Here is a 12,956-nt window from a genome sequence, read left to right on the forward strand (position 1 = left end):
ATTAATAAGTTTGATCTTCAGGTTCGCGTTGGCTCCACACTTTCATTAAACCAATCTCTTCACCATCCTCATCGGTTTTAATAGGCAAGTCAGCTGCAGCGCCTGCCTGTACATCCTGCAACCATTTTAAAGCATCGTTATAGCGGAGCTCGCGTGTTTTAGGTATGTTGTTGGGGCCTTCCTTGGTCCATATGTGGTATAATGTGATATCAATAGCCAACATAACTATAAACGGATCGCGCAAATCCTCTTCGCCATCACCTGGAGCATCCACAAAAATGGCATCTACATCAAAACGACCTGCCAAATGGTTTCGCATTTGACTTACTGCCATTGCTTCAGCTTTCTTGTATTTGGTTCGTTCGGTGCTTGGATCAATTATTTTTGATATCTCAGATCTAATCTGAACATCGTAGTCGGTTTCTATTAGGAATGCCATAATTAAAAACGGTTTTTGCTGTATGATCGCATATCACTGATAGGTGTGATCAATGGTTTAAAATTGTCTTTCTTCACATATTCCGATAGCTGATTGATTGCCTGCTCATCGGCATCGGGTGCATCGTCGTGAGTTTTATAACCAGGTTCAATACCTTTTAACTGAGCAATACCTTGCTGCATATCGTTGTTGGCTATCTCACGTTCGTTATAATAGATGCGTCCATTCTGATAATATGGATGCATGGTTAGGATCCTGTCGTACTTATTGGCACGTGGCCTGTCAACCACAACAATGTTTAAGTGTTTGCCTTTTTCTTGTGCCACCTTGTGCAAGGCATCTTTCATTGGATCGTTCCAAAACTGGCTTTCAACCTTCCAATGAACGATGGCACTATCGGGTATTTCTTCCTGATAATCGTACATAAAGCGGATAGCATCTGCCATTTTGCACTGTTTAACAAAGGCTTTTAATTGCCAAAAATTACGGCCGTGCAAGCCCCAAACCTTAACAGCATTAAAGTCGCTTTTACCTGAGAAAGCCACATCCCAAAAGCCAACAATTATCTTAAAGTGATCGATACGCGGAGGCTTAGCCCACTGTATCATTTCATCGGTAAAGATCTTACCTTCTATGTGAGCCTCATGGTTATATTCAGCTTTGGCGGCAATAACGCCCAAATCATCTTCAACCTCACGGTAATAATTATCATCGTATTTACCTTTCCAAGCAGGCTTATAGGTTACCGGATCGTAAGCCTTCACCAAATCAACCACCCAATTGGGATGCTTTTTCTCCAACTCGTTTTGTATGGATCGCGGCCAAGGATCGTTATTAGGTTGCAGGTATCGACGTGTTTCACCGTCCATGGTTGGTATAAGGTCACGTTCTATCCAGGACACCACTTCATCCTGTCGTTTGGGATTTTTACTGGTATCCTTATCCTCTAAATCATCGCATACAATAATAGTAGGACGTTGAGAACCGACACGCAAACCACGCGGACTTTGACCCATACCCAAAGACTTAGCAATAAATTGACCGTCCCTAGTTCTAAAGTCACCATCTGTCCACGATCCGTCTAGTTTTTGACTACCAAAGTCATGAATCAATAAGGCGTTTGCTTCAAATTCGGCTTGTACATCACCTAAAAGGATATCGGCTTTATCCTTGTTGTTACCAACAATGACTAAATAGTTTTTTTCGCCATTGATCCAAAGCCATAATGGAACCAATGTGTCACATACTACTGATTTAGCTAAACCACGTCCCCAACGAACCAATACGCGACACTTTTTATCACGCTTTACTCTATTGGCTAATCGAGTATGAAAGTCAGGGGTAGGCGCATCGGCATAATGCGGAAAGTAAGTTTGAACAAAATAGGCAAAGTCTTTTTTAGCACGTTCAATACGATCGGTTTGCTCATCCTTTGTTTCGTTGGTGTTAATTGAAGTACCCGAACGAATAAGGTTAAGCTTCTCCTGGTATCGTTGTAATGCCTGTTTATCCTGAATCTTCATTTCAATGCTATTTAAACTTTAATGAAACTTCGTTTAAATGCACCTCCTGAAAATCGAGTAACTGCAGAAACAACTTTTCGTCGAAGGAGCGCAGGGCATCAAAAATCATTTCCATAACAGCCAGATAAGTTGATAAGGAAACACGGCTTTCTTTGTTGATGGTCTCCAATGTTTTGTTCCACTTGCTTACACCATCATCCACTTTGGCAATAGAAGCTCGCAACTGAGAACAGCGATCATGATCCAACGCTTTTTCAGCATCAATCAATTCGCGTCCAAGTTTAAGGCGTTGTTCGCTCAGGTCGTTAATGAGTTGCTTAATGTTTTCGGTTCTTATCTTAGGAGCCGATAACCGGGCATTGCGCTGATCAGCCCAACCATACTTATTAACCCACCTACTTAATGTTTGCTCACTCACATTTAGCAAACGCCCAATTTCTTTGGCCGTTTTGCCCTGCTCTACAAACATCACCTTAGCTATTTTCAGTTCTTTTTCCTTTGCCATTTATGCCTATGATTTATGGCAAAAGTGGGCACACACACATATATAAACGAATAATGGTGATTGCCTTACACGTATCTCTGCAAGGCTTACACTATTAGTTGTTTGCCCTTGTTTACACCACTATTCTTGCATTACGAAAGCGCACGACGCACACAACACAAAAGAAATTGTAATGCATGTTTAAACTCGAAAAACTAAAAGATAAAGCAGTACTAACCATTTATGGTTATGTGGGTGGTTATTACCTCGACTTCCGTGCTGTATCTAATGCCATTGATGAAATAACTCAAGTCGGTTATAACCAACTTGATTTTCATGTTCATACCTATGGTGGTTCGGTTATAGATGGTAACATGATTTACAACTTCTTTGCCGGTTTCAAAGGTGAAGTTGATATCTACATCGACGGTGTGGCTGCCAGTATGGGTTCGGTAATAATGATGGCAGGTACCCGTATTCATATCGCTGAAAATGGCTTTGTAATGATTCATGCACCTAGTGGTGGTGGAAGTGGTAACGCTAAAGACTTTGAGCAATATGCCAAGCTACTCCGATCAATGGAGAAAAACTTCTTAAAAAAACTGGCGGCTCGAACAGGCAAAACCATTGATGAAGTACGCGAATGGATGGACGGTACCGACTATTGGTTCGATGCTGAAGAATGCCTGGAACTGGGTTTGGTTGACTCTGTGTTTGATGCGAAGGTAAAGGATATTGAAAGTCTTAATAAAGGGCAGGCCGCCGATCTAGGCGCCAAAGCTGTTTACGACAGGTTTGCCGCCCTGACAACTAAAAAACCGATTATAAACAAATCAAAATCTGAAATGGACAAAGCAGAAATGATTAAAAGGTACGGCCTGACTTCAGTTACGGCTGAAAGTACCGATGAGGAAATTTTGGCTGCCATCGATGCAAAGATGAAAGCTAAAGACGATGCTGTAGCTGCGGAGCGCACTAAAAGCATTGAGGCTGCTGTTGATTCTGCCATAGCTGCAGGTAAACTAACCAAAGAGCAAAAGGCCGATTATGTGGCTCGTGGTGAAAAACTAGGTTTAGATGACTTAAATGCGATCCTGGGCGATATGCATAAGCCACAATCAGTAACCGACCTAATTAAGGACAAAGGTGCCGGTGGTTCGGGTGGTGCAAAACCTGAAGCAAAAGGCCGCGAAGGATGGACTTGGGATGACTACCAAAAGAAAGCATCTGCTGAGTTGGAAGCCATGGCTGATTCATCTCACGAGAACCACGAAACATTCAAGGCTTTGTATAAAGGTAAGTATGGTTCTGAACCTAAGTAGTAATCAAAAACAATCTATAAGTGATGAAGAAAACAATAACGTTTAGAAGCTTTATGATGGCCGCCTTTGTGGCAATCATTATGGCCGTTGCTTTAGGAGTGGTTATCGCTCCTGAGTTATCCGCTGTTTTACATGCCTCTCCGGGCATGGTTGTGTTAGGTACTTTTGCCTTTTTACTACTGGTATCGTTTATTCCATTACCCAACGGTGTGGCGTTAGCAGCTGTATATCAAGAGGTGTGGACAGGTGCCGTAAAAGAAGAATTAACCAATGCTGAAAATGCTACTTTCTTAGATGGAATAGAAGATTATTCGAGATACGTAGCAGGTGTAGGTGATGAAATGCAGGTAATACACTTAGTATATATGGGTGTTCAGCCTGATGTATTAATAAACAATACCACTTACCCAATTGATTCACAAGCATTGGATCAGGAAGATATTCCAATTAGCCTTGATAAATACCAAACTAAGGTTACACCAATTACCGACGATGAATTGTATGCATTGAGCTATGAAAAGATTTCTGTTGTAAAGCGTAAGCATGCAAGGGCAATTGCTATTGCTAAGTTTAAAAAGTCGATTCATGCCTTAGCACCTTCAGGTAATACTACCGATATGCCTGTAATTGTTACCACTGGTGATGATGACGGAACAGGTAGAAAGAAATTAACCTGGGGTGACTTAGTGACCTTAAAGCGCAAGTTGGATAAGTTAGAAATACCGAAAGAAGGCAGGCGCCTGGTATTGTGTCAGGATCACTTAAATGATTTGTTAGAAACAAGTCAGACCTTTAAGGATCAATATTACGATGCAACGTCAGGAAAGGTATTTAATCGCTTAGGATTTGAGTTTTACGATTACGTTGCTAATCCATATTACAACTCAACTACATTGGCAAAATTAAGCTTTGGAGCTACACCCGTAGCAGGTGATTACGAAGCCAGTGTATTCTTTAGTGTGGCTCGTGCCGCTAAGGCAACCGGTTGGACTAAGATGTATTATTCAGAGTCTTCGACTGATCCTGACAACCAACAGAACCGTGTTAACTTCCGTCATTACTTTATTGTATTGCCAACACAGGAAGATAGTCGCGGAGCTATTGTGAGTGCACCTGCAGCTTAAAACTGATACTCTCCTGATATGACCAATGATCCCCCAATGGACATGAGTAAGCTCACACAGCGTGAGCTTCTCATTCTCCTTAACGAAAGAGTTGGAGCTTTAAGTAAAAAAATGGATGAAGTTGGTACCGATCATCAAAAATTACGTGAACGGGTTGGGACCATCGAAACCAGACATAAAACAGTTTCGGCTTTGTGGGGAGCTGTTGGTGTAGTGATAACCATATTTTTAAACGCATTCAAAATCTTTAAATAAGATGGCAAAAGAAACTAAAACCAATGCACGAAAAGCGCTTACCGAAAAGGAGCAGCTTGAGCTAATGGATAAGTTTAAAGTGGACACTTTATTCAAGAATCCAAAAAACGAGTATTTCACATCTAAGAACCTGGCTAACCTAAGCATCACTGCTGAGGAAAAGAAAGCCGGTAAAAAGTTGGCAAAAATTACTCGTGAGGCTTTAGAAGGTAAAACCCCTGAAGAGACTAAATAATGAGAGGTGTAGTAATTACAAAAGGTGACATTGGCGTTAATGCCGATTCAAATGCTGATAAAATCAGCGGACTGTTGGTTAATGGTCCGGCTGTAGCAGCTGCTGAAGGCATATTAGGCGTTGTTAATGGCACCTTATACACTCTTGAAAAGGTAAAGGATGCCGAATACCTTGGCATTAATGCCGCTTACGATGAGGATAACGATGTACGTGTGTACCGACACATCACAGAGTTTTTCCGTATGGCAGGCGAAGGCATTAAACTTTATCTGATAGTAGGTACTGAGACTTTAACCATGAAGCAACTCATTACCACTTACGGACACTCGATGGTAGCAGAGTCGAAAGGTGAAATGCGTCGTTTGGCAGTTGCCTGGAACCAACCTGCAGCTTATGCGCCCACTTATGTTGATGGATTAGAGGAAGGCATAAGAGAGTCGTTAGCTGAAGCTCAGTTATTGCACGACTGGACATGGGATACTGACCGACCTTTAAATGTATTTCTCGAAGGCCGTGGTATCAACGGAACGGTAGCAGCTATTTTGGATCTTCGCGAGATTGATGACAGTGGCACCATTGCCGAATATGGTAATGTATCGCTTTGCATTGGTCAGGACTGGGATTACGCGGAATCGCTAACAGGTGAATCGCAAAAGTTTGCTGATGTTGGAACCATGCTAGGTACCAGTGCAGGCATAGCCGTTAATCAGAATATTGGTGAGGTGGAAACACTGGATATCAGCGATGCTAAAAAACTGATTTGGTTAACAGCCGGTTTGAGTAATCACCAAAAGATTACTGCAGTTGAGGACGATTTGAGCGACTACGATGATAAAGGCTACATCTTTGGTATTAGCTACACCGGGTCAACAGGTTTCCGTTGGAACTACGATCATACCTGTACTCCTGAAATTGTGGATGTGGATGGTTTTATGAATGAAAACACCATTGCACTAGGTTTAACACTGGGTAAGGCTGCGCGTGAATTGCGCAAACAGCTACTGCCAAAAGTTAAAACCGTTGTACCTGTTGACTCTGAAACCGGGTTATTATCCACCGGCATGGTGAAGTACTTCGAAGGTTTGGGCAATGTTGCTTTTGATGGCATGGCCGGACGCGGTGAGATTTCAGGTGGTGAAACAATTGTGGATCCTAACTCTGATTTGTTAACCGGAGATAAGGAATTGAAGGTTTCTTTCATTGTGGTACCAACAGGAACCATTGGTGAAATAGCCGGTACCATTAACCTTAAAAATTCATTGTAATGACTACAGTAAGGAAAAACGGTAAGGCCTACGATGGTGGTGATGTTCAAATAGCCATGTTTGGTAGTTTGAGTTACGAAGTAACTGAACTTACTTATAACACTGAGCAGGAACATCAACTTAACCATTCTTTGGGAAGCAATAGAGGTACATCTTATTCAATGGGTATGATCACCAATACCGCTACTATGACAATGCGTTTGGCCTCAGTTAGTGTCATTGAAAAAGCGGCAGGTAGCGACTTGTTAAAAATCAAGCCATTTGAAATCAACGTCACTTTTGTGAACGAAGACAACGATATCATTAACGATACTTTGTTGGTGAAGTTCCAAAATCAGGGACGTGATGTGCCTAACGAAATGGATCTTAAAAAGCAGTTTACGCTTTTTGTACTTGATGTTAAATATAACAATGTATAAGGAATGACAGCCCTTCGGGGCTGCTTTCTTCTAATAAATAACACTTGGTAGAAATGGAAAAGAAAGAACAAACAGTAGCACAGCTAATTGTTAATCAACCTGAAGGACAAAAGTTGCCTGATGGTGTAACTGCAGACATGATCACCGCATGGAAAAACAGATACGGTGAAGGTAAAATTAAACTGGGTGAAATTCCAATGGATGAAGAGCGCACTCAGTTTTTAGCCGTTATTGGTCGGGTGCCTTGCCGTAAGTCGATGGGTGAGTTTGAAAAGTGGATGGATAAAGACCCTAATAAGTCGAAAGAGATCCTGATTAACTCATGTTTATTGACAGAGAAAGAAAAGGTGAAAGCAGATGATTTACTGTTTTATGGCGCCTTCGACTTTTTATCGCAGTTAATACCTATTGGTAAGGCTACCATAAAAAACTTATAACCGGTTATCCGTTCATCGATTTAGTTGATGATGCGGACAGCCGGTTACACGAAACGGCAAACTTTATAAGGCAAGGTAACGCTTTAATATCTCATTTTTTACATATCCCTTTTCCTGAAGACCTGGACGATGACTTATGGTTTGAAAAGTACCGACAGGTTGAATGGTTAGCAGAAAAAGGAATGATTGGCATAAAAGCACAGGATAATGATATCACTTAGTGGCATAGTTGAACGATACAATGAGGCTTTTGGATATACGGCTATGAAAATAGCACCACGTATTATCCAGGCAACGGGTTTGGGCTTATCCAATTTCATGCTAAGTAATATCCCTGTGCTTTCTGAGCCTGATACTTCCTATGCCGATATGATATTCACCAATTCGTTGGATCAAAGTAAGAGGTATTCGTTTGGGGTGCCAACCATAGAAGGTGGACACAGAGCGATTCCATTTCTAAAACCTACAGAAGCATCACCCAATAGCTTTATTGCACCACCACCAATGGTATCGTTCCGCAGAGGCAAACACGTTGTACGGACTTCTATCGACAGAAGTAATTACGAAGTGGTTGAGAACTTTGGAATGAAGCCCTATGAGATTAGTCTGCAGGGAATATTGGTGGATGTTGAAGAGCATCACTACCCACAGGAGTTAGTACAAACTATGCACGAATTGTTTGAGGCCTCCGGTACATATGCGGTTAGTAGTGAGATCTTCGATAACCTGGGCATTACTGAGATATTCTTTGATGATGACTTTGAGGTAACGTTTGTAGAAGGATATGTAGATACAGTGAAGTATAGAGCGCATGCCATTGCTGTTAGTAGCGCTGAATTTTTATTACAGGAACAATAATGTATTACGAACCAAATGCACGAATAACAGTAGGTAACGTTGTTTTTAATAACGTTAACCAGGTTGAAATTACCGAGAGTGTTAAAGAGCTTGGTGATAAAGCCACTGTTGTACTGCCTCGTAACTATCGGAAGTTAGCAGGTAAAGGTGTTTTGGAATACATAAAAGCGAGTGATCCTGTTACAATTGAACTTGGGTTTGACGGTGATTATTTTCATGAATTTTCTGGATTTTTAGGTGAAATTGAATCGTCTGCACCGCTGATATTGCATGTAGACGATTCTTTCTATCCTTTGAAGCGAAACAATTTTACCAAAGCATGGGAAAGCATCACACTTCGCCATTTACTTGAATATATTGCTCCGGATTATACCATTGTTTGCCCTGATGTTAACTTGGGAACTTTTCAGATAAGTGGAGCCAGTAGCTATAGAGTATTGCGAGAGCTTCAACAGCAATACGGTTTTTACAGCTATATAAAAGGTACTACTCTGCATTGCCAGTTTGCATATGATGTGCGAGGAACAGGTAACACTTTTACCTATACGCTGAATGATAGCAATCAGCTTCGCATGAATGTGAAAAAAAACAACCTGAAGTATCACCGTGCTGAAGATGTTAAGGTCCGCATTAAAGCAATAAGTAACCAACGCAATGGAAAAAAGCTGAAGTATGAGGTAGGTGACGAAAGTAATGAGGCCAGTTTGAGAACGCTCAACTTCGGGCCCTTAAGTATAGATGAGTTAAAAGAGATAGCCAATAAGTGGTACAACAAACTAAGCTTCGATGGCTATAGTGGCTCTATCATTGGTTTTGCCTATCCACGAACTCATGCAGGCGACACTTTAAAGATTGTGGATGATCAGGAACCTGAGCGTGAAGGAAAGTACCTGGTTGAAAAAACCATTATCCGCTATGGACTGAGTTCTGGCTATGAACGTGAAAACACTTTAAGCTTTAAGGTATGAGTTTAGAAAGTGTTATCCAGGATACCATTGAAAAGGCTGCAAAAGCAATTATACCTGTTTTGGTTACTGAAGGAACGGTAACCAAAGTGGATAAAACAACCAATACCTGCAGAGTTGAACGTGATGAGTTACCGGAACTGTTTAATGTTCGCTTAAATGCCATTACTACACCCGGATCTGACGTGGTAACCATCTACCCAAATGTTGGTAGTAAGGTTTTGGTTCTGTTTGTTGAAAACAATCAAACGGATGGTTACATCCTTTCAGTCACAGATATTGAAGAGGTTATAATTAATGGCGGCCAAAACGGTGGTATTGCCATATCGCAAAAACTGATTGATGAATTAAAGGGAATTAAAGACGATTTAAACAGTCTTAAAAACCTAATTAATTCATGGGCGCCTGCCAATGGTGATGGTGGTGCAGCTTTAAAACTTATTCTTACTGATTGGATTGCTCAAAGCTTACCGGATCCTGATCCTGAAGCCATAATCAATACTAAAGTTAAACACTGATGAGAGAGGATTTTTTACTGAACGATGATAAAGAGTTTGCCACCGAAGATGGTGACTTTATTACTGGTGAGTCGGATGATCAGCATGTAGAACTTTTACTGGTATTGCACAAAGGCGAATTAAAAGAGAACCCTACCATAGGTGTAGGCTTAAGCAACTTTATTGGCAAGCAAACAACCAGTAAAGCCAATATGAAAAGAGAAATAAAAGTAGGCCTGCAGGCCGATAACTATAAAGTAAAAACCATAGACATTGAGGACAATGGACACTTTGACCTTGATTATGAATTGGAGGAATAGACATGGCAAGATTTGAGAAAGCATTTGAAAAAACTTTGAAACATGAAGGTGGTTACTCAAATCACCCAAAGGATAAAGGTGGCGAAACCTATAAGGGTATTGCCCGAAATTTTTGGCCTGATTGGGGTGGTTGGAGAATTATTGACCAACTAAAAAGTAAATACCCAAATGGAAACCTTTTTGCTAACCTTGATGGATCCATTGATCTGAATGAATTTGTTGAGTCGTTTTATCGATATCATTTTTGGGACAAATTAAACTGTGTGCATATGCCACAAGAAATAGCGGATGAGTTATTCGATACATCGGTTAATATGGGCATTGGTTATGGAGCAAAGTGTTTGCAAAATGCATTGAACAAACTGAACCGAAACCAAAAAGATTATCCGGATTTGATTGTTGACGGTGGTATCGGAAATAAGTCGATTGATGCACTTGAGGCTTATTTTGATACAAGTCGTTTTGGATCAAGAAATAAAGAAAAATTAACCATGTGGCTGCTCAAGTGGATGAATTATTATCAGCTGAAGAAATATGATGAAATAACTAACCGTAACCTGGAACAGGAAATATTTGTTCCCGGATGGACTGAAAGGACTTGATATGGGACTATTTAATAAGTTGAATTTGGATAAGGTGTTTGATTCCGTTAGTAGCGGAGTTGATAAACTTGCATTTACTCAGGAAGAGAGAGCTGATTTTAATATGAAAATTAGTGATAAGGTAAGTGAGTTTGTTGGATCCAGTCTGAGTGAAAATACTGAACGAAGTAAAGCAAGAAGGACAATAGCTTATATAGTGGTTGCTAATTTCTTTGCTCTGATTTGGGCTGTTATTATCCTTTATTTCTTCAATGAAAATGCTGCAACTTTTGTAAAGGGAATGGCAGTTGAATGGCAGGTTCCAACGGCTTTTATTATGGTATTAGCCTTTTTCTTCAGCGCTTACCTGTTAAGAGGCACCCCACTTAAAAAGAAAGATTAATGTACACCAAAACCTCCATACTACCTGGTGAAACCTTGTTTGATGTGGCCGTACGTGTTTACGGTCACACGCAAGGTGCTAAACAGTTGGCTGCTGATAATGATATCAGTATGACGGATGTATTGACACCAGGTATGGAGTTAAAAATTGACGATTCCATATCATTCAAATCATTAAAGGCTATAACTATTGCAATGCAAACAACCGAACTACCTAATCAGGCAGTTGCTGAACCCTATCAGAATATGTTTGATTTGGCTCTTCAGCTTTATGGAAGTTTGCAAGGTGTATTTCAATTGGCAAAGGATAATGATAAGGATATGACATCGGAAATTAACCCGGGGGAAATACTCAAAGGTCGTAAGGATCCAATTGATAAGTTGGTGTATGAATTTTATAAAGGCCGGGGCATTAAACCTGCCACAGGATTAACATCTGAAGAAAGTGCAGATATTAAACCTGAAGGTATAGAGTTCTGGGCAATTGAATTTGATTTTATAGTAAGCTAAAGCATGGCACGAGATATAGCAGACATACAACAGGAAATGGTGGACACTGTACAGGCAGATGAAACACTAAATATGAAACTGACAAGTACGAGTAAAACGGCTTTGTGGCGTTTAACTACTTATGTGGTTGCGACTGCTATTTGGATGCTTGAAACCTTATACGATGAGTTAGTGGCATTAGTCAATAGCATTTTGGCTACTCAAAAAACACACAACCTTTATTGGTATGCCGAAAAGGCGAAAGAGTTTCAGTATGGTTATGCCCTGGTACCAGATACCGATTACTACGAAACCATTGATGAAGATGCACAGATAGTAAGTCATGCTGCAGTGGATGAAATTGCAGGTAAATTATTTATGAAGGTGGCTAAGGATGTTAATGGCGAATTGGCACCGTTGAGCACTGCTGATCCTGATGAGTTAACACCTTTTGAGCAATACATACTTAAAGTAAAGGATGCAGGTGTAGTGGTTAATATTGTTAGCGATGTTGGCGATGATCTTCGTTTGGTTTTGGACATTTACTACGATCCATTGGTATTAAATGAGAATGGAGAATTGTTGACAGATCCTGGACAAATACCTGCAGAGGATACTATCAAAACATTTATTAGCGGTCTGCCTTTTAATGGTGAATTTATACCGGCAAACTTGGTAGATGCACTACAGGCCACTACCGGAATAGATATACCTGAGATAAGAACCGTTGATACAAAATATGCGGCTAACGACTGGCAGCCTGTTTACGGTAAAGTGGTTCCGAATGCAGGATATCTTACTATAAGTGATGAAAACCTAACCATTAATTATATAGCTAATGTTCGGAATTGATTTTAACAATGTGGTAATATGGTTGATTCCTAAAGTGCTTAGGAAGGCTTTTAATATTGCCTGGTTAAAAGCTTTAGTTACTCCAATCATCAGCCTGTATAATCAGTTTACCAGTTACAAAGCAGATATTTTATACAAGCTTGATCATAATGGGCAGGTGTGTTATCTGGAAGGTGCACTGAATGATGCTTTTGATACCGACGAACGAAGGATCTATATAAGTGATGCAGGTGGCGACACCATTACATTAATTCATAGAGACAGCGATAATGATCCATTAGTATTAGATGCCGATGATTACAGTGCCTTTATCATGCATAATGACAGTGCCTATTTTGGTGGATCATACGATTTTATTGTGAATATACCTTATCAATTCAGCGATGCAAGTTTGTACCGGTTACGTGCATTGGTTGATTATTATAAACTAGCCGGTAAACGATATGATGTTGTAGTAAACTAAGATATTATGGACGTATTAACACTCGA

At 40.4% G+C, this 12,956-nt stretch carries 19 protein-coding genes; 16 read left to right on the forward strand and 3 right to left on the reverse strand.

Annotation, left to right across the window (positions count from 1 at the left end; all coding sequences use genetic code 11):
- Window position 1: 1 nt before the first annotated feature.
- From KEM10_RS20600 to KEM10_RS20610, 3 genes are read right to left on the reverse strand one after another with little or no spacing between them, the layout of a single operon-like run.
- Window positions 2-439, reverse strand: coding sequence for a phage protein Gp36 family protein (locus KEM10_RS20600; RefSeq protein WP_212219062.1), 438 nt, complete (start codon window positions 437-439; stop codon window positions 2-4).
- 2 nt (window positions 440-441) lie between these two features.
- Window positions 442-1,962, reverse strand: coding sequence for a hypothetical protein (locus KEM10_RS20605; protein WP_212219065.1), 1,521 nt, complete (start codon window positions 1,960-1,962; stop codon window positions 442-444).
- A gap of 7 nt (window positions 1,963-1,969) precedes the next feature.
- Window positions 1,970-2,467 carry a transposase gene (locus KEM10_RS20610; protein WP_212219067.1) on the reverse strand — a complete coding sequence of 166 codons (498 nt, stop codon included), beginning with the start codon at window positions 2,465-2,467 and terminating at the stop codon, window positions 1,970-1,972.
- Window positions 2,468-2,643: 176 nt separating this feature from the next.
- Between KEM10_RS20610 and KEM10_RS20615 the strand changes: the two genes are divergently transcribed.
- From KEM10_RS20615 to KEM10_RS20690, 16 genes are all read left to right on the forward strand, one after another.
- A complete protein-coding gene (locus tag KEM10_RS20615) occupies window positions 2,644-3,768 on the forward strand; it encodes a head maturation protease, ClpP-related (RefSeq protein ID WP_212219070.1) in 1,125 nt (374 codons plus the stop codon).
- A gap of 23 nt (window positions 3,769-3,791) precedes the next feature.
- A complete protein-coding gene (locus KEM10_RS20620; RefSeq protein ID WP_212219073.1) occupies window positions 3,792-4,892 on the forward strand; it encodes a hypothetical protein in 1,101 nt (366 codons plus the stop codon).
- A 42-nt stretch (window positions 4,893-4,934) separates the two neighbouring features.
- Window positions 4,935-5,147: a hypothetical protein gene (locus KEM10_RS20625; RefSeq protein WP_212219076.1), complete on the forward strand. Its 213-nt coding sequence runs from the start codon at window positions 4,935-4,937 to the stop codon at window positions 5,145-5,147.
- Window position 5,148: 1 nt separating this feature from the next.
- A complete protein-coding gene (locus KEM10_RS20630; RefSeq protein WP_212219079.1) occupies window positions 5,149-5,382 on the forward strand; it encodes a hypothetical protein in 234 nt (77 codons plus the stop codon).
- Complete coding sequence (locus KEM10_RS20635) at window positions 5,382-6,647, forward strand: DUF2586 family protein (RefSeq protein ID WP_212219083.1); 1,266 nt, start codon at window positions 5,382-5,384, stop codon at window positions 6,645-6,647. The genes KEM10_RS20630 and KEM10_RS20635 overlap by 1 nt, the downstream gene beginning before the upstream one ends.
- Window positions 6,647-7,066 (forward strand): hypothetical protein, encoded by a 420-nt coding sequence (locus KEM10_RS20640; protein ID WP_212219086.1) that lies wholly within the window; start codon window positions 6,647-6,649, stop codon window positions 7,064-7,066. The genes KEM10_RS20635 and KEM10_RS20640 overlap by 1 nt, the downstream gene beginning before the upstream one ends.
- 53 nt (window positions 7,067-7,119) lie before the next feature.
- Window positions 7,120-7,503: a hypothetical protein gene (locus KEM10_RS20645; protein ID WP_212219089.1), complete on the forward strand. Its 384-nt coding sequence runs from the start codon at window positions 7,120-7,122 to the stop codon at window positions 7,501-7,503.
- A gap of 207 nt (window positions 7,504-7,710) precedes the next feature.
- A complete protein-coding gene (locus tag KEM10_RS20650; RefSeq protein ID WP_212219091.1) occupies window positions 7,711-8,361 on the forward strand; it encodes a DUF6046 domain-containing protein in 651 nt (216 codons plus the stop codon).
- Window positions 8,361-9,329 (forward strand): hypothetical protein, encoded by a 969-nt coding sequence (locus tag KEM10_RS20655; RefSeq protein WP_212219094.1) that lies wholly within the window; start codon window positions 8,361-8,363, stop codon window positions 9,327-9,329. Before KEM10_RS20650 ends, KEM10_RS20655 begins: the two co-directional genes overlap by 1 nt.
- Window positions 9,326-9,844: a hypothetical protein gene (locus KEM10_RS20660; RefSeq protein ID WP_212219097.1), complete on the forward strand. Its 519-nt coding sequence runs from the start codon at window positions 9,326-9,328 to the stop codon at window positions 9,842-9,844. The genes KEM10_RS20655 and KEM10_RS20660 overlap by 4 nt, the downstream gene beginning before the upstream one ends.
- Window positions 9,844-10,143 carry a hypothetical protein gene (locus KEM10_RS20665; RefSeq protein WP_212219100.1) on the forward strand — a complete coding sequence of 100 codons (300 nt, stop codon included), beginning with the start codon at window positions 9,844-9,846 and terminating at the stop codon, window positions 10,141-10,143. The genes KEM10_RS20660 and KEM10_RS20665 overlap by 1 nt, the downstream gene beginning before the upstream one ends.
- 2 nt (window positions 10,144-10,145) lie before the next feature.
- A complete protein-coding gene (locus tag KEM10_RS20670; protein WP_212219103.1) occupies window positions 10,146-10,745 on the forward strand; it encodes a glycoside hydrolase family 108 protein in 600 nt (199 codons plus the stop codon).
- A gap of 1 nt (window position 10,746) precedes the next feature.
- Window positions 10,747-11,127, forward strand: coding sequence for a hypothetical protein (locus tag KEM10_RS20675; protein WP_212219106.1), 381 nt, complete (start codon window positions 10,747-10,749; stop codon window positions 11,125-11,127).
- On the forward strand, window positions 11,127-11,636 hold the full coding sequence (locus KEM10_RS20680; protein ID WP_212219109.1) for a LysM peptidoglycan-binding domain-containing protein: 510 nt from the start codon (window positions 11,127-11,129) through the stop codon (window positions 11,634-11,636). Before KEM10_RS20675 ends, KEM10_RS20680 begins: the two co-directional genes overlap by 1 nt.
- A gap of 3 nt (window positions 11,637-11,639) precedes the next feature.
- Window positions 11,640-12,467, forward strand: a complete 828-nt coding sequence (locus KEM10_RS20685) for a hypothetical protein (protein ID WP_212219112.1) — start codon at window positions 11,640-11,642, stop codon at window positions 12,465-12,467.
- A complete protein-coding gene (locus KEM10_RS20690; protein WP_212219115.1) occupies window positions 12,454-12,930 on the forward strand; it encodes a hypothetical protein in 477 nt (158 codons plus the stop codon). The genes KEM10_RS20685 and KEM10_RS20690 overlap by 14 nt, the downstream gene beginning before the upstream one ends.
- The last annotated feature ends 26 nt before the right edge of the window (window positions 12,931-12,956 follow it).

The organism is Carboxylicivirga linearis (genome assembly GCF_018271995.1).
Taxonomy (GTDB): domain Bacteria; phylum Bacteroidota; class Bacteroidia; order Bacteroidales; family Marinilabiliaceae; genus Carboxylicivirga; species Carboxylicivirga linearis.